The sequence below is a fragment of the Fibrobacter sp. genome (assembly GCF_045601785.1).
In the GTDB taxonomy this organism is placed as follows: domain Bacteria; phylum Fibrobacterota; class Fibrobacteria; order Fibrobacterales; family Fibrobacteraceae; genus Fibrobacter.
The window spans coordinates 191799-208348 of record NZ_JAZSAF010000086.1; the positions used below are offsets into that span (position 1 = coordinate 191799).

General features: G+C 50.3%; 13 protein-coding genes. 7 read left to right on the forward strand and 6 right to left on the reverse strand.

What is annotated here, in order from left to right:
- The first annotated feature begins 11 nt into the window (after positions 1-11).
- Positions 12-2333 (forward strand): ATP-dependent helicase, encoded by a 2322-nt coding sequence (locus ACKI61_RS14810; protein ID WP_407458430.1) that lies wholly within the window; start codon positions 12-14, stop codon positions 2331-2333.
- A gap of 3 nt (positions 2334-2336) precedes the next feature.
- Here the strand turns inward: ACKI61_RS14810 and ACKI61_RS14815 are convergent, their stop codons facing one another.
- The 3 genes from ACKI61_RS14815 to ACKI61_RS14825 form a co-directional block, all read right to left on the reverse strand.
- Positions 2337-2480, reverse strand: coding sequence for a hypothetical protein (locus tag ACKI61_RS14815; protein ID WP_298770059.1), 144 nt, complete (start codon positions 2478-2480; stop codon positions 2337-2339).
- Between the two features lie 31 nt (positions 2481-2511).
- Positions 2512-2655 (reverse strand): hypothetical protein, encoded by a 144-nt coding sequence (locus ACKI61_RS14820; protein ID WP_407458431.1) that lies wholly within the window; start codon positions 2653-2655, stop codon positions 2512-2514.
- 119 nt (positions 2656-2774) lie between these two features.
- On the reverse strand, positions 2775-5978 hold the full coding sequence (locus ACKI61_RS14825) for an MBG domain-containing protein (RefSeq protein ID WP_407458432.1): 3204 nt from the start codon (positions 5976-5978) through the stop codon (positions 2775-2777).
- Positions 5979-6467: 489 nt separating this feature from the next.
- On the opposite strand from ACKI61_RS14825, the gene ACKI61_RS14830 reads away from it, so the two are divergent.
- Together ACKI61_RS14830 and ACKI61_RS14835 are read left to right on the forward strand one after the other, a co-directional pair.
- Positions 6468-6623 carry a hypothetical protein gene (locus tag ACKI61_RS14830; RefSeq protein ID WP_321134051.1) on the forward strand — a complete coding sequence of 52 codons (156 nt, stop codon included), beginning with the start codon at positions 6468-6470 and terminating at the stop codon, positions 6621-6623.
- Positions 6624-6625: 2 nt separating this feature from the next.
- Positions 6626-7267 (forward strand): hypothetical protein, encoded by a 642-nt coding sequence (locus tag ACKI61_RS14835; RefSeq protein WP_407458433.1) that lies wholly within the window; start codon positions 6626-6628, stop codon positions 7265-7267.
- 67 nt (positions 7268-7334) lie between these two features.
- Here the strand turns inward: ACKI61_RS14835 and hflX are convergent, their stop codons facing one another.
- Positions 7335-8504, reverse strand: a complete 1170-nt coding sequence (gene hflX, locus ACKI61_RS14840; protein ID WP_407458434.1) for a GTPase HflX — start codon at positions 8502-8504, stop codon at positions 7335-7337.
- 53 nt (positions 8505-8557) lie between these two features.
- Here hflX and ACKI61_RS14845 point away from each other — a divergent pair, with 53 nt between their 5' ends.
- The 4 genes from ACKI61_RS14845 to ACKI61_RS14860 all read left to right on the forward strand — a co-directional run bounded on the left by ACKI61_RS14845 (position 8558) and on the right by ACKI61_RS14860 (position 14269).
- The gene (locus tag ACKI61_RS14845; RefSeq protein WP_407458435.1) at positions 8558-11137 is read left to right on the forward strand and encodes an ATP-binding protein; all 2580 of its coding nucleotides are present in this window, start codon (positions 8558-8560) and stop codon (positions 11135-11137) included.
- Complete coding sequence (locus ACKI61_RS14850; RefSeq protein ID WP_407458436.1) at positions 11134-12213, forward strand: ABC transporter permease; 1080 nt, start codon at positions 11134-11136, stop codon at positions 12211-12213. Before ACKI61_RS14845 ends, ACKI61_RS14850 begins: the two co-directional genes overlap by 4 nt.
- A 143-nt stretch (positions 12214-12356) precedes the next feature.
- Complete coding sequence (locus ACKI61_RS14855) at positions 12357-13259, forward strand: patatin family protein (RefSeq protein ID WP_407458437.1); 903 nt, start codon at positions 12357-12359, stop codon at positions 13257-13259.
- A complete protein-coding gene (locus tag ACKI61_RS14860) occupies positions 13256-14269 on the forward strand; it encodes an ABC transporter ATP-binding protein (RefSeq protein ID WP_407458438.1) in 1014 nt (337 codons plus the stop codon). Before ACKI61_RS14855 ends, ACKI61_RS14860 begins: the two co-directional genes overlap by 4 nt.
- Before the next feature lie 108 nt (positions 14270-14377).
- Here the strand turns inward: ACKI61_RS14860 and ACKI61_RS14865 are convergent, their stop codons facing one another.
- Positions 14378-15079 carry an SIR2 family NAD-dependent protein deacylase gene (locus ACKI61_RS14865; RefSeq protein WP_407458439.1) on the reverse strand — a complete coding sequence of 234 codons (702 nt, stop codon included), beginning with the start codon at positions 15077-15079 and terminating at the stop codon, positions 14378-14380.
- Positions 15079-16464: a M20/M25/M40 family metallo-hydrolase gene (locus ACKI61_RS14870; protein ID WP_407458440.1), complete on the reverse strand. Its 1386-nt coding sequence runs from the start codon at positions 16462-16464 to the stop codon at positions 15079-15081. The genes ACKI61_RS14865 and ACKI61_RS14870 overlap by 1 nt, the downstream gene beginning before the upstream one ends.
- Between the last annotated feature and the right edge of the window lie 86 nt (positions 16465-16550).

Sequence of the window (16550 nt, forward strand, 5' to 3'; positions counted from 1 at the left end):
ATATATAGGTTATGATGGGTAATTTTGACTTGACAAACGGACCGGTTTCGGCAATCACGGACGGGCTCGATAACGAGCAGAGGCTCGCTGTAGAGACGACCGAAGGCTATATCCGCGTGATTGCGGGGGCGGGGTCTGGCAAGACCCGGACGCTCACACACCGTTACCTGTACCTGGCTAAGGAATTGGGTATTTCGCCGTCGAACATCTTGTGTGCGACTTTTTCGAACAAGGCTGCCTTCGAGATGAAAAAACGAATCCGCACCATGCTGAAAGGTGACGATTCGGGCTATATTTCGACTTTCCACAGCTTTTGCGTGCGGCTCTTGCGCGAAGATATCCACGTGCTCCAGTTCCCAAAGGAGTTCCTTGTTCTCGACGAAGAGGACCAGAAGTCGCTCGTGAAAAAGGCCTACACGGAACTCGGCTATTCTCTCAAGGACTTGCGCATCAGCAGTGCCATCGACTTTATCGGCGGACGCAAGGCGAACGACATTTCGTATGTGCAGTGGTTTGCAGGGCATGACTTGGTTTCGGCAAACGACGCTCTGCTCAAGATGGTGGAAAATGCCCCTGACAAGTGGCATAAGGTCTATTACCGCTATCTTTATGAACAGAAAAAGAACTTTGCGCTTGACTTTGATGACTTGATATTGGTGACCCTGTACATATTGCAACGTTTCCCCGAAAAGCTCAAGAAATGGAGCGAGCGCATGATGTACGTGATGGTCGATGAGTTTCAGGACATAGACCTGCAGCAGTACCAGCTCGCCGAACTCCTTTCGAGCTATCATCATAATTTGTTTGTGGTCGGCGACCCGGACCAGACGATTTACGGCTGGCGTGGCGCCGATGTGAATCGCATCTTGGAATTCGACAAGGTGCACAAGGATGCGAAAACGATTCTTTTGCAGAACAATTACCGCAGTACGCCGAGCATCTTGAAACTCCCCGATGCGGTTATCAGGAACAACGAGTTCCGTATCGAGAAAGTGCTGCGTCCCATGCGTAGCGGCGGCAAGACGCCCGTGTTTTGCCACGCGAAAAATACCCGCGACGAGGCGACCTGGATTGTCGAAAACATCCAGGAGGCGATTGCGAATGGGGTGGCGAAAAAGGATATCGCGGTGCTTTACCGCATGCACGCGCAGTCGCGCTCCGTCGAAGAGGCGCTGATGACCGCCGATATCCCGTACAAGGTCTATAGCGGCGTGGGCTTTTACCAGCGGGCAGAAATCAAGGATGCCATTTGCTACTTGCGAATGCTGGTGTACGGCGACGACATGGCTTTCTTGCGCACTGTGAATACGCCCAAGCGGCAGTTCGGCCCGAAAAAGGTGGCGGCACTTGCGGCTCTTGCCGATGAACAGGGAATGTCGCTGTACGAAACCTTGCTGCAGATATGTTCTGTGGCGGGAGCTTTGCCGCTTGCCCAGGCGAAGGATGCCGCGGTTGCGAAACCTTTCCCGTTGAGTGCGGAACAGTGCAAGGCGTTCCTCGCAAAAAGCAAGGTGGGGGAGTACGTGGCGCTCATTGAAAAGTTCCGTTTCAAGTACCGCGATATGCCCATTACCGAGGTGTTTACGCGGCTCATGCGCGAATCCCGCTACGAAGAAATGCTGCGCCTCGATGGCGACGAAAACCGCCTCGACAATCTTGCGGAACTCAAGCAGGGCCTGCTCGAATTTGAAAACGTTCTCGAAGAAGATGCGACGCTCGACGAGTTTTTGCAGAACATTGTGCTGTTTACGAACTCCGACGAGAACGACGGCGACCGTGACCGTGTTCAGCTGATGACCATCCACAATTCCAAGGGGTTGGAATTCCCCTACGTGTTCGTATGTGGAATGAACGAGGGCTTTTTCCCGGTCAAGCGCATCGAGAACAAGATGCAGCTGGAAGAAGAGCGGCGGCTTGCGTACGTGGCGCTTACCCGTGCCGAAAATGTGCTGTTCCTGAGCGATGCCGAAGACGGCGTCGGCGAAGAATCAAGTCGCTACCCGTCGCGGTTCCTGCTCGAAATGGATATGGCCGATCTCCACGTGGTTCGCGGTGTTTCAGAAAAACTGCTGCAGGAGGCTCGCGCCTACATCGCCGAATCCGACCGCAACCGAGAACTTTTCAGCGACGAAACTTTGGGCCTCGTGAAAAAGGCCCCTGCTGCGGAATTTGCCGTGGGCGACCGTGTTTTCCACCGCATCATGGGCTTTGGGACAGTCGCCAAGGTCGATGAACAGGCCCTCTGCTACCAGATTAAATTCGATAAAATTGAGACTCCGCGGGCGATTCAATTCGATTTTCCGCTCAAGCGGGTGATGGAAGAATTGTCCTGACTTTTACATTTTGTCCGGCTTGTCAACATCGGCCATTCCGACTTCATAGACGGATGGAGTCGATTCGCAAGTGCTGCATTGCAATAGAGTCGACTGTGGCGTTAGCGTAATGACCTTGATGCAAGGCTTTTCGTAGACCTTTTTCATTCTGGCTATCCTAACTAAAAGCGTACTGTTGCTAATTGAATTCAACTTCAATAGTGTCATCGTTGCAGGTGCTGCATTGCAGCAGGGTGGACTGCTGCCTAAATTCGACGATTTTTACGGTTGGGGCGATATATTCTTTTTTCTGTTCGGATCGGTTTGCTTGAGTCTTTTCCATAAGTCAATAGTTTATAGTTGATGATTGCTACGTGTCATGCCCGCTATACGATACTAGGCAACTTGTTGCCATAGTAGAGTTATCCTCTTTGTGGAGAAGGTGGGCATCCCCTTTTCCGCTCACTTCTTGAAATAAGCCCCTTTAGCTTTCGGCTTTCCGACATGGCGACCCTTCAGGTCGAAGGTTCGGCTTGGACGTATGCTGCTGAATTCTCCCGTACGGGTATCCATTCTCCCGATGAAGGTTGTATGTTCTTCGCCGTTCTGGTCCTTTTCGAAGAATTCGACCTCAATCGTTTCAGGAGTGTTGTCTTCGTTGAAAAGATTTGCGATACTTGCCGCACGCTGTTCGCCCGATGCTAGCGGACGGTTCTGTACGGGCTTTAGCTGCACGCTGGCGTCCTTTTTTCTCAGGTAGGCGCGCAATGGGTAAGCATATCCCCCTGCAGCAATCTTTCCGAACTGCCCCTTGGCTATGTTATGTTCGTTGCGGCCTGCGAAGGCGTAGGCGAGCCCGAGCTCTTTGTCATTATCACCACCCCAAGTTTTGTACTGATAAACGCCCACAAAGTACCATAATTTATCCTGGCTTTTGACGGTGTCAATTTCATTTTCGTCCATATATACAGTGACATGCTTTCCTTGCAAATCGAATGTCAATTCTTCTTCGTAGACGATGATTGCATAGGGGTGAAGCGGTTGAATATGTCCATCTGGTATTTTCTCCATTCTTGCTTTCCATGTATTCCCTACCTGCTCAACAGAATACAAATCATAAAAATCTGCGTTAGTTCTTGTTTCAGTTGGTAGTTTGAAAGGGAGGACGATTGTTGCAGGAGTGTTTATACCAAACGTCCTTTTAACTTTGATTGCATTGACTTCGATTCCATCTTCGTACTCGGGGAGGTTAATTTCATCATCTCGGTCATACGAACAATCGAGAACAGCCGTTCTACCGTCTTGGTCTTCTTCAATCGTGACTGCGGCAAATTTTCTTCTCTTGGGTTCGACAGTCAGCGTTCCGTTCACGAAAGTGATGTTGTAGTTGTCTGCAGTCAAGCCGTTTGGCGTAATGGTGTATTCACCTGTATCATTCCAAATTTCGTAGTTGTATCCATAAGTCAGTGTTCCGCCCAAAACAGATGCATCATCCGAGCCCAAGAAGCCGTTGTATTCAACACCGTCATTCGCAGGCTCATCACCGTAGACAATGGTTTTGTCCTTGGCGGTGATTGTCAAGGGAGCCCTGGTAATTTCAAAAGTCTTCGAAATGGAGCCAGGGTAGTCGCCCATGCCGGTGATGGTCATGTTGGCGGTTCCGGCCGACACATTGTTCGCGCATTCGACCGTATAATCGGTACCAAGGATGAGCGTTGTTTCGCCGTCTTTCACGGAAATTTCGGGACAAATCTCAGAACCAGAGTAAGTCTGGTCGGGGATGGTGTCGATGGTGATATCAGAATGCGAAAGAGACTTTTGTACGGAAATCGTTAGTTCAAGTCCGTATTGGTCATCATATCGGTAAATCTTTTGAGCATTCAAGCGTATCAGCATTGAATTGCCGGCGCTAGCAAATGAAATGTTATTACTATTGCCAAACAGCGAGGTTATCTCATCAGTCAAATTCTCGTTTTCGTATGCAGACAGGAAATTTGTAGTGTCGTGCTGCGCTTCGTTCCATTTCATTGCATCGGTTTTGCCTGAAACCACCAAAGCGTATCCTGTAGGAACGTGAAGTAATAGGCGTCCGTCGGAAACTACTAATTTTCCATCCTTGCCTTCGCTGTCATAGACCTTGATGCTCTGTCCGACATTGAGATAGACCGTCTTTGTTCCATTCTCAGGCAGATTTGCATAATGCTCGCTACCATCCTGCATCAAAGCCATATCCCATTCCACAAGGCTGAACGTATATGCGTTCGAGCCACTGTAATTGCCCATACCCGTCACCGTCAGCGTATAGTCGCCCAGTTGATCAAAGGTTGTAACTATTTGGTCGTTGCTGTTCTTAATGACTGCAGTGTAGTCAGTGCCATCTGTCAGCTTGTCGCCGTTGTAGTCGTAAACATCATAACTGATATCGACTGCTGTTCCTTCTGTGGTGACAAAATTCCTCTGCATCAGAATCTCACCACTTGATAGCAAACTGTTATCAAGAACAGCGGGAATTATTTTTTTCTCCTGTTTATACAACCCTTCTGCTTTGGCAAACATCTCCGTTTCGTCATAGAAGAAACGCTTGCCTTTGAGAATAGTGATTGTACCGGCATAACTCGCATCGATGAAGTCCGTGTTGTCAGTCCACGACATGGAGATTGTACCTTCTGCACCGTCTTTACTCGGTCCTATTCCGTAGGCGCCATCAGAGCCACGGGCGGTAACCTGACCTCCGCTAATAGCGATAGTTCCGCCACTACCATTTACGCCACGAGCTCCACCGATTCCGGCACTTTCATATCCACCTGTAGCATTTACAACGCCGCCAGTGATGGTGATTGTGCCTGCAGAGCTGTTCGAACCGCCTCCAATGCCAGCACTACCGCCAATTGCTCCCCCAACGGCTGTAATATTACCATCATTGATAGTGATACTGCCTTCTCCGTCAGATTTTTCTCCGCTTCCAATTCTAGCTCCCCTGGCGCTACTACTGGCTGGTACCGTTACTGTACCCCCGGAAATAATAATTATACCGGCATTGCCTTTTTCGCCACCGCCTATACCAGCACCAGTAACAGCACCACTTCGATTTGCTGTTATAGATCCACCTGCAATAGTAATGTGACCGCCATTAGCACCTTTGCTACCACCTATTGAGGCCGCGCCTCCCTGTATGATATTTGTTGTAATCGTACCACCATTGATGATAATAGTGCCATTGCCACCATAATTACTATATCCGCCTCCTATCGCGGCAGAGACACCTTTGCTATTATTACTTGCATTAATAGTTCCGCCAGAAATAGTAATCGTACCCGCATTAGGACTACCATAACTGCCACCGATAGCAGCTTCAGAAAAAGTGTTGCTATTAGCTGTTAGATTTCCTTCTCCGTCAATCGTCAGACTATTGCCTTCATGTACACCAATACCCCCGTTGGCAATAAGCGTTGCACCTGCACCGAGGTTCAGTGCAACATCACCATTGATATAGATACGAGAATCGAAGGTTACCGTGCTATCACCCGTAATGTTGACAGTACAATTCTCCCATGTTGTAGCATCAGAGATTGTTTGACCATTGGCTTCAATGGTTATTTCTGTTGCCCATGCACTTGATACAAGAGCGGTAAAGAGTAACATCGCAAGAAATTTGAAACTATTCATATTCTCTCCAACGAAAAATGATATCGCAAAAATAGATAAAATGTGACTGTTAATGTGACTGTTTTTTTTTACAAATGTTAAAAACTGCATCGATGTTTTTGACAATATTTCGTGTTTTGGCACTTGTAAATGCAAAATATCTAGTTTTTATGCATTTGTAAATGCAAAATATTGAATTTTTGGGCAGGAATGACATCAAAGTCGTAATCCGACCGCGCAGATGGGCTCCCTTATTTTTGGCGGACAACCGACCAGATGGAAGTCGATTACCTCGAAGTCTGCGGCTCAAAAATCAAGGCGTTCGAATTCAAGTGGAACCCCAAAAAGAAAAGCCGCGTCGGGATCGACTTTTTTGTAAAAAGAAATAAATTTTTCGGGGAAATGGGGGGTGAGTGCTTCAAAAATACGTGTATAGTAATAGGGAATCAGAAAGGATCCCTGTATTGACAATAGAAAACTTAAAACCTATTTTAATGTGAGGATAAACCTATGGCTGTAGAAATAAGATCAATACCGACGCTTTATGGGGAAGACGCGGAGCGTTTTCTCAAAGCTGCCGATATTGCTGAAAAAAATGAGCATAAACAGGATATTAGCGAAACAGTCCTGCTCGTGAAGAAGTTTCTACGTGAACAGGGTTTCTAGGAATGAATGTTGCTGAATTTTTGTCGAGTTGTTCATTTTCAAGGCTTATTCCGGAACTTCTAAAAAATTGTAAACCATTTAAATGTGGAAATAAGGATCTTGATGACTTCTTCGTCAAGGACTCTTTCCTGTATGGGAAAAAACTTTTGGGTAAGACCTATGTTTTTCGATTGAAAGAAATCCCCGATAAAATTGTAGCGGCCTTTACGCTGTCTAATGATTCCGTGCGGATTAAACAGCTTGTTCCTGAGGACAAGGCTAAAATAGAATATATTACGGAAAATGGGGAGAAAAATTTGCGTCGTTATCCGGGCGTGTTGGTTGGTCGATTGGGGATAAACTCAGAATTTGCAAAGCAGGGTTTTGGCTCTGCCGTGATGACTTTTATCAAGACTTGGTTCCGTAGTGATGAAAATAAGACCGGATGCCGATTTATAATTGTGGATGCGGTCAATAATCCCGATGTTATACACTACTATCGAAAAAATAATTTTAAGTTTTTGTATGGCTCTGATGAAAATGAAGCAAGGGCGCTAGGTATAAATGTTAAGATGCTTTGGAAAAATCCTTTGCGTACTCGTCTGATGTATTATGATTTGATAGATCTTGATGACAAAATGGGGGATGGCTCGCAAATAAACTGACAAGCCCTTAAAAGTCGGTTCATAGGGATTGGCTTTTTACAAATCGGAAGGGGGAGATAAAGCGGAACTACTCCCGCCACGGGGCTTCGCTGCGTTCTTTCTCTTTCTGTTCGTAGGCTTCGCGCTTTTTGTGCCAAACGGCGAGCTGCTCCTTGAAGGTTTCGCGGAGGCGTTCCATGCCGATGTTTTCGCGGGCGCTCACCTGGATTGCTTCGGGGTAATTTTCGCGGAGTTCTGTGCGGCGGGCCTCGTCGCAGATTTCGGCCTTGTTGAATACGCGGATACGTGGCGTCTCGGAACTGATGATGCCTTCCAGCGTCTTGTGGGTGACTTCCAGATGCTCCCGGTAGTCGGGGGCGGAGCCGTCCACGACTTCCAAAATACAGTCCGCATGAGCGGCCACACCCAGCGTACTCTTGAAGGTCTCGATTAAGTTGTGCGGAAGCTTGCGGATAAAGCCCACGGTGTCTGACAGAATGATGTTTTCACCGTCGAGGTAGAGCTTGCGGGTGGTGCTGTCCAGCGTGGCGAACAACTTGTCTTCGACATACACGTCGGCGCCGGTCAGGCGGTTGGTCAGCGTAGACTTGCCCGCGTTCGTGTAGCCCACGATTCCGATGTGGAAAATATCGTTACGGTTTTCGGCCTGGCTTTCGCGGGCGTCCTCGATTTTTTCAAGCTTCTTTTTAAGTTCCTGAATGCGCTTGCGGATCATGCGGCGGTCGGTTTCGAGCTGAGTTTCGCCGGGACCCTTGGTACCGATGCCTCCGTTGTGTTGGCGGCAAAGGTGTGTCCATGCACCGGTCAGGCGGGGCATCATGTACTGGAGCTGTGCCACTTCGACCATCAGGCGGCTTTCTGCCGTGACGGCGTGTTTCGCGAAAATGTCCAGGATAAGACCCGTACGGTCAAGTACCTTAATTCCGGGGAGCCTCTGTTCCAGGTTCCTGACCTGCGAACCAGACAAATCGTCGTCAAAAACGACCATCTTAGCGTTCAGTTCTTCTAGAGCGCGCTTGACCTCGTTCACCTTGCCTTCGCCAATGAGCGTTGCCGGGCTAAAGTTCTGTACCCGCTGCAAAAAACTCTGCACCACCTCGGCGCCTGCGGTCTCGGCGAGCCTGCCCAATTCAGCGAGTTGTTCGGAGGCAAGCCAGGGGCGAACCTTCGGGGTAGAGATCCCTACGAGAATGCAACGTTCCTTTTCGGCCTTGTGTTCGATGGTCAAATCCTTCATACGCCCTATATATTAGAAAAAATTTTGTTATAATTGTTAGAACTATTGACCCCATGAAAAAGATTAAGCTGAAAAGATGGATGACGTTCAACCCGGCTGTGGTCGTGGTTGCCGTCGCTGTTGTGGTTTTTGTTTCCCTGTCCGCTTTTTTTGCTCGCGAGTACTTCTTTAAGCAGGTGGAACAGAATATTGTTCAGGACACAAGGAATGTGTCGGCGGAATTGGAGAGCAAAATCCTCTATGCAAAAAGCAGCGTAAAACTGCTTGCCAATTCGGTATCCGGTAAAATGGATGGAACGGAACTGAAGAATCCCTATGCGACCCTGATGTCCAAGATTGACGGGACGCCTTTTTCGAAGGTTGAATTTACCAATGGAAATGGCGTGAATTATTCCCAGGACGAAGACCCCTACGATGCTTCCGATAATGAATCCTTCCAACGGGGAATGTTGGGTGAAACTGGAATATGGGTTAACTACAATCCAAAGATATCGTCTGAAGCGCAGGTGAATGTCTACACGCCGCTCTATTACAGGGATTCCATTGTGGGTGTTGTTTCTGGGATTCTGGGGGGCAATACCGATATTGCTGCCTTGATGAACTACTACAAGATTTATGGGGAGTCCATCGTGGGCCTGGTGTGCGACAAGCACATGAATATCATTGCGTCAAACATCATTTCTGACGATTACGGCAAGTCCTTTGAAATGCGTGCCCAAGATTTCTTTCCGCCGGAGATTTACGAAAAATTCAAGAAGAATGCCGTGCTGGATGAACCGACTCCCTTCAGGATTTCGTCGCCTTACGGTACATCGGTTGCCTGCATTTTCCGTGCTGGGGGAATTGACGGCTTTGTCGTGTTGATGGTTCCTTACCATGTGCTGGGAGGTGTTACCCGTGCGCTGGTGATTCAGGCCATCATTGCCATTTTCGTGGTGCTTTTGTTCTTCCTGATTTATATGCGTTCCCTTTACCAAGTCAACCGGCGCTTGCGTGATGAAATGGAAGGTAAACACCTGAACGTCATCAACGCCTTGACGGAGTCGTATGGGTCGGCCTTTGTCATTGACATGAATACGGGCTACGGTGAAAGCTACGCCATCGATAGCACTTTGCTCCGTCACATGCAAGATGCACTTGACAAGAACAGCCACTACGACCAGCTGATGCCCTTGTACGTGAACCAGATGGTGATTCCGGAAGACCGTCCGCAGTTCGATAAGGTGCTGTCCCTGGAAAGGCTTGGCCATGAATTCTTAAAGCACAACCGTTTCGAGTTCATCTACCGCGTTTTTAGGGGCAACGAATACCACTACATCCAGGCTCACTTTGTAAAGCCGTCCAAGGATCGTAACGAAATTGTCATCGGTTTCAAGATGGTCGATGAATCCATGAACGCCGAGCTGGAGAAACGCAAGGAACTGAACGACCAGCGGACAGCCCTTGCGAAGGCTCTGGAGCGAGCCCGCAAGGCTGATAAGGCGAAGTCCAACTTCATGTTCAACCTTAGTCACGACATTCGAACTCCGATGAATGCCGTGCTCGGCTACGAAGCCTTGGCGAAAAAGTACTTGCTCCGCTTAAATTTATCCGATGCCGAAATCTCGGTGCTTAACCATTATTTTGATGGAATTCAGACGGCAGGTAGTTTCCTTTTGGACATGATCAACTCGGTGCTGAACCTTGCGCGAATTGAATCTGGTTACGAAAAAATCGAAGAGACGCCGATCTTGACTGCGGAACTGAGCGGAAACCTGGTATCGACCTTTGAGCTTGCGGCTCAGCAGAAGAGTATTATGCTGCAGGTCTCCAGGAACATTCGGCCAAGGTATATTTACTGCGATAAGGTGAAGATCCAGAAAATCCTTCTGAATATTGTAGGGAACGCCATCAAGTATACTAGGGCGCAGGGCCTGGTTCGAATTTCGCTAAGGGACTTGCCCCATGAAACGCCCGGCATGTGCTATATTGAGATGGTGGTCGAGGATACTGGTGTCGGCATTTCCGAAGATTTCTTGCCAAACGTGTTTAATGACTTTGAACGCGAACAGACTCCGCTGACCCGCGGTATTGGCGGTACGGGCCTTGGCCTCAGCATCGTGAAGAAGCTGGTAGACCTGATGCATGGAACCATCAACATTACTAGCCGCGTCGGCGAAGGGACCAGGGTGGTCGTGGTGACTCCGCACCGGATTGTCAATGAAAATGTTCCAATGGTGAAGGACAGCCCTCTTTCGTCGAGAGACAAGTTTGTCGGTAAGAGAATTCTTTTGGCTGACGATGATCCGGTGACCTGCGAAATCGTTACGGACATGATCAAGTCGGTTGGCGCAGAAATAGTTTGTGTTGGAAGCGGCAACGAATGTTATCGAAAAATCGACATGTCGCCTGCAGGGTCGTTTGACGCTGTCCTGATGGATTTGAAGATGCCTAGAGGCAACGGTTTTGAAACGACGGCGCGCATTCGCAAGATGGATGATGACCGCAAGGCAAGCATCTTGATTCTTGGCTTGTCGGCAAGTGCCTTCGATGAAGAAAAACAGGCCGCACTCGATATCGGAATGAATGGACATATTGCAAAGCCGATTAATTTTGCGGAGTTGATCGATACGCTTTCGCGGTCGTTTGTATGATGTTTCAAATAACACAAGAATCCTTGAACAGGCTTAAGCGCTTCCGCAAGAACAAACGGGCTTTTTGGTCGCTTGTTGTGCTTGTGGCGGCTTATCTTTTATCGCTTACCAGTCCATGGACGGTGAACGATGAGCCGCTGTACTTGAAGTACAATGGCAAATCCTATTTTCCGGCTTTTGTTCGCTACAGTGAACAGGACTTTGGCGGAAATTACCAGACGGAAGCCGATTACGGCAAGCTGTTTGCCGTGGTGCGCGAATGCGAAGAAGATGCCGCCGAAGGCTTTACCCGCGCGGGGGGCTGTCCCGAAATTTGGGCGGTGATGCCTCCGATAGCCCATGATCCCTTGAAGGCCGATTTGACCGAAGAGGGAACGCCGCCGTTTGCGCCGAGTGCAAGGCATTGGCTCGGTACCGACAGCAACGGCCGCGATGTGCTTGCACGCTTGATTCATGGATTTCGCATCTGCATCAGCTTTAGCCTGCTTCTCACGGTTCTAGGAACCTTCCTAGGAATTGTGATTGGCGGCATTCAGGGTTATCTCGGCAAGTTCTGGGATACGGGAATGCAGCGATTCATTGAAATTTGGTCGTCGCTCCCGATGCTTTACGTGGTGATTCTGATCGGGAGCATCTACGGTCGTAGCTTCTGGCTACTGATTCTGATCATGGCGGCATTCAACTGGATTTCGCTCAGCTACTACATGCGCGCGGAATTTCTCAAATTGCGCGGTATGACCTATGTGCAGTCGGCGAAGGTGTTGGGACTTGGACACCGCCACATCTTTTTTAAGGAAATCCTGCCGAACGCGATGACGCCGGTGGTGACATTGTTCCCGTTTACGCTGATTGGCGGCATCGGAAGCCTGACATCTCTTGACTTTCTGGGGTTCGGCTTGCAGCCGCCTACCCCCAGCTGGGGTGAACTCATGAGTCAGGGACTTAACAACTTGTATGCCCCGTGGATTTCGGTGAGTACGGTCGCCGCACTGTTTATCACGCTCCTCTTGACCACCTTCGTGGGCGAGGGCGTGCGGGATGCAATGGATCCGAAGTCGGGAGATCGCTATGTTTAGTAACTTTCGACTGAAGGATCCATGCCAAGCGAGAACGACTCGTATTAACGAGTCGTGGGAGCGCGGAGCAATCGAATGTAGCTTTTTAAGTCGACAAAGATCGATTGCGGAGTCGTGTGAAGATCCGAAGTCGGGAGATCGATATGTCTGATATTGCAAAGTCAAAGAAAGGTTTGGTTCTTGAAGGTGGTGCCATGCGCGGGCTTTTTACCTGCGGGATTCTTGACACCTTCATGGAAAATGGCATCGAGTTTGATGGAGCCGTAGGAATCTCTGCGGGTGCCTGCTTCGGTTGCAACCTCAAGTCCAGACAGCCTGGCCGAGCCTTGCGCTACAACCTTCGCTTCGCAAACGACAAGCGCTATTGCAGCATCCGTTCGCTCATCAAGACCGGCGACATCTACAACGCCGAATTCTGCTACAGGACCATTCCCGAAGAGCTTGATCCGTTTGACTACAAGACGCTTCGTGAAAATCCGATGGAATTCTACATGGGCGTCACCGATATCGAGACGGGAAAGGCTGTGTTCCCGAAGTTTACCGAAGGCAACGAAACCGAACTGGAGTGGATGCGCGCCTCGGCATCGATGCCCTTGGCCGCAAAAATTGTCGAAATTGACGGTGGCAAGTATATGGATGGTGGCATTGCCGATTCGATTCCGCTGCAGTTCTTGCAGTCGAAGGGCTACGACCGCAACGTGGTCATCTTGACGCAGCCCAGAAACTATGTGAAAACGCCGAACAAGCTGATGCCTATCATTCGGATGGTTTACCGCAAGTATCCGAAATTTATCGAAGCGGTAGCGCACCGCCACGAGATGTACAACGCCGAGACCCGCTACGTCTTCGAACAGGAAAAGATGGGAAATGTATTGGTACTCTGCCCCGAGGCGCCCCTCGGTATCAGCCGCATCGAAAAGAACGTGAACGAATTGCAGCGCGTCTATGACATGGGAAAGCGTATTGCGAACGCTCGCCTCGAAGAAATTCGGAATTTTTTGGGTGGGAACCAGCCTGAACGCAGTGAAACGGAGCCAGGTAAATGAAATCGGTTCTGCAAGTAGAAAACCTTTCGGTGGCGTTCGGTTTTGACAAAAACGGGACGCCCCGCGATGGAAAGACTCCGTTGCAGGTGACCGACAAGGTGAGCTTCGAAATCGCTGCGGGCGAGTTCTTTGCGCTGGTTGGCGAATCCGGCTGCGGCAAGAGCGTGACCGCAATGAGCATTTTAAGGCTTTTGCCTTGGCCGAGTGCAAAAATTGTGGAAGGCTCCGTGCTGTATTGTGCCGGTGAAGATGCTTCGCCGATTGACCTTGCAAAGCTTCCGCTTGCCGACTTGCAGAAAATTCGCGGTTCCGAAATCGCTTGCATCTTCCAGGAACCGATGCAGGCCCTGAATCCGGTAGTCACCATCAAGAAACAGCTGCTCGAAGTGTTCAAATTCTGCAATCGTTCCAAGAGCGACTTTATGACGGTCATCCGCGAACAGCTGACTCTTGCAGGCTTCAAGGACATCGACCGCGTCTTGAACTCCTATCCGCATGAGCTTTCGGGCGGAATGCTCCAACGCGTGTGTATTGTGATGGCGCTCTTATCCAAGCCTAGGCTGATTATCGCCGACGAACCGACGACGGCCTTGGATGTGACGGTGCAGGCGCAGGTGCTCGCCGTTCTCAAGGATATGGCGAACCGCACGGGAACGGCTGTACTCCTGATTACGCACAACATGGGAATCGTCTCGCAGTATGCGGACCGCGTGGCGGTCATGTATGCAGGCCGCATCGTGGAAACGGGTGATGTCCGCGATGTCATCGACAATCCGATGCATCCTTATACGCAGGGGCTCCTGGCAGCCATTCCCGAGAACCACAGCGACATGCGCACCATGAAGTCAATTCCGGGGTCCGTGCCGCATCCGCGCGACTTTGCAAAGGGGTGCCGTTTTGCGGCGCGCTGCGAAAGATGCACCGAACAATGCCGCAGCGATGAACTGCCGCCCAAACAAAAAGCTCCGGGCTCAACGAACCACGAAGCGAATTGTTTTATGGAAATATAAGTTTCTTGGTGGATTGCTTCGCCCCACGGGGCTCGCAATGACGTGATTACCGCACGTTTCACATGTCAATGCCGGGCTTGACCCGGCGTCTCCTCTTGTAGCCTGCTATTACTTAAATTCCTTGCACCACTTGGGCACAATGTCTGTCGCCTTGCCTTCCATGAACACGTCGGTGTAGGGGTCGCTGGCGGGCACTTCGAGGTTCAGGCAGGTGACCTTGGCGCCAAAGCTTTTTGCAAAGCTCTTGAAGCCTGCGGCAGGGTAGACCACGCTGCTTGTGCCAATGTAGACAAATTCCTTGCAGTGCCTGAGCGCATCCTGGATTTCTTCCATGTAAAGCGGCTGCTCTCCAAAGAAGACGATGTCTGGGCGGCTCATCGCACCGCAGAAGGGACAGCGGGTGTCGAGGGTTTCTTCGCCATCGAACATGAATTCGTGTTTCGGGTTGTGCTCGCAGGTGAGCCGCATCAGGTCGCCGTGCATGTGCAGCACGCGCTTCGAACCGGCGCGTTCATGCAGGTTGTCCACGTTCTGCGTGACGAGCAAAAAGTCATCGCCAAGGCGCTTTTCAAGTTCAGCCAGGGCGATATGGGCTGCGTTGGGTTCGTGTTCCTTGAGCCCCTTGCGCAAGAAGTTGTAGAAGTCCTTGACGCGCTTCTTGTCGCGGTAGTAGCCTTCGGGAGTGCACACGTCATCAATGTTTTCGTGTTCCCACATGCCATCGTTGCCGCGGAAAGTGCGAAGTCCCGATTCGGCGCTGATTCCAGCCCCGGTCAGGACGACGAGTCTTGGATACTTGGTCGTGCTCATTAGCAGATTCCTCCAAAGAACAGGGTTTCGGCGACGATGCCGTGTTCAAAGTCTGGTAGGTAAAGGCTTTCGTTTTCGCCATGGGCGTTACATTCCGGGTCCTCGAGGCCTGTCAAGAGAATGGGAATGTTGCCAAAGGTGTTGCGGAACAGCTCTGCACCGGGGATACTTGCCCCACAGCCGATGAACTTGGTTTCCGCGTTGTAGGCGATGGACATTGATTCGCTCATCTTCTTGAAGAAAGGATGCGTGGTGTCCGTGACAAAGGGGTTTGCGCCGTCTTCGGTGGTGATGTTGCATTCTAGGCCGTAGGGCACCTTTTCCTGCAGGAACTCGACCACCTGTTGAGTGGCGATGTTTGCGTCCATTCCCGGGGCAAGGCGGATTCCGATGCGGGCGTAGGCGGTGTCCTGCAACACGTTTCCGGCGTTCAGTCGGCTGCCAACTTCCATGGCGGTCACCACGATCGAAGGCCTGCGCCACAGCGAAAGAAGAATTTCGTTTTCAGGAACCTTCAGCTGGACTCGGTCCAAAATTCCGCCGTCGTTGCGGAAAATCTTCTCGGTCATGCCAAGGCTCTTATAAGATTCCAGTTCGGCTTCGGTCGGCGGCACCAGCGTGTCCTCGAAATGAGGAATCAAGATGTTTCCCTTGCCGTCGGTCATGCAGGAAATCATGCGGCAAAGCACCTGACCCGGGTCGGGAATCGGGCCCGACCAGCTGCCGGAATGGAGGGGAGCCTTCACGGCCCTTATTTCCACGTTGACTGCGCTCATTCCACGGAGCGTTGTCGTGATAGAGGGCGTCCCCTTGGCGAAGTTTCCAAGGTCTGCGACAATCACAGCGTCGCATTTCAAAAGGTCTGCGTTCTTCTTGAGTATGGCCTCGAAGCCTGCGCTGCCGGATTCTTCTTCGCCTTCGATCAGGAACTTGAGATTCGGCCCCTCGCTTCCTTTCCAGGCGCGGACCTGCTCCAAGGCTGCAAGGTGCGTGATGATGCCCGCCTTGTCGTCGGCAGTTCCACGACCATAAAGACGGTCTCCTTGGAGACTTGCTTCGAAGGGCTTGGTGTTCCAGAGTGCTTCGCGCATGGGTGGCTGCACATCGTGGTGGGCGTACAAAAGCACCGTCGGCTTGTCTGGGCTCGTCAGGCTTTCTCCATAGACGGAAGGCCGTCCGCTGGGCGGAAGCAGAAACTGCACGTTGGTGAGCCCTGCCTGTAGGAATAGCTCCTTGACTTTTTCGGCGGACTCGAGTACGTGTTTCTGGTCAAAGTTGTCAAAACTGATAGAAGGAATGCGCACCAAGTCACTGAGCGTGTCAATGTAGGCTGGCATCTTTTCGCGTATGGCCGCGACAATAGAATCAATCTTTTTCTGTTCCATGGTCAATTACAATGTTTTTCGTTAAACAAAATAGAAAACGATTTCAAAATTGGTCGTCGGGGGACGATATTTTCTATTTTTTGGGG

Coding starts and splice junctions, on each gene's coding strand:
- ACKI61_RS14850 (WP_407458436.1), top strand. CDS start 11,134: ATGATGTTTCAAATAACACAAGAATCCTTGAACAGGCTTAAGCGCTTC.
- ACKI61_RS14845 (WP_407458435.1), top strand. CDS start 8,558: ATGAAAAAGATTAAGCTGAAAAGATGGATGACGTTCAACCCGGCTGTG.
- ACKI61_RS14870 (WP_407458440.1), bottom strand. CDS start 16,464: ATGGAACAGAAAAAGATTGATTCTATTGTCGCGGCCATACGCGAAAAG.
- ACKI61_RS14860 (WP_407458438.1), top strand. CDS start 13,256: ATGAAATCGGTTCTGCAAGTAGAAAACCTTTCGGTGGCGTTCGGTTTT.
- ACKI61_RS14855 (WP_407458437.1), top strand. CDS start 12,357: ATGTCTGATATTGCAAAGTCAAAGAAAGGTTTGGTTCTTGAAGGTGGT.
- ACKI61_RS14825 (WP_407458432.1), bottom strand. CDS start 5,978: ATGAATAGTTTCAAATTTCTTGCGATGTTACTCTTTACCGCTCTTGTA.
- ACKI61_RS14820 (WP_407458431.1), bottom strand. CDS start 2,655: ATGGAAAAGACTCAAGCAAACCGATCCGAACAGAAAAAAGAATATATC.
- hflX (WP_407458434.1), bottom strand. CDS start 8,504: ATGAAGGATTTGACCATCGAACACAAGGCCGAAAAGGAACGTTGCATT.
- ACKI61_RS14810 (WP_407458430.1), top strand. CDS start 12: ATGATGGGTAATTTTGACTTGACAAACGGACCGGTTTCGGCAATCACG.
- ACKI61_RS14865 (WP_407458439.1), bottom strand. CDS start 15,079: ATGAGCACGACCAAGTATCCAAGACTCGTCGTCCTGACCGGGGCTGGA.
- ACKI61_RS14830 (WP_321134051.1), top strand. CDS start 6,468: ATGGCTGTAGAAATAAGATCAATACCGACGCTTTATGGGGAAGACGCG.
- ACKI61_RS14815 (WP_298770059.1), bottom strand. CDS start 2,480: ATGAAAAAGGTCTACGAAAAGCCTTGCATCAAGGTCATTACGCTAACG.
- ACKI61_RS14835 (WP_407458433.1), top strand. CDS start 6,626: ATGAATGTTGCTGAATTTTTGTCGAGTTGTTCATTTTCAAGGCTTATT.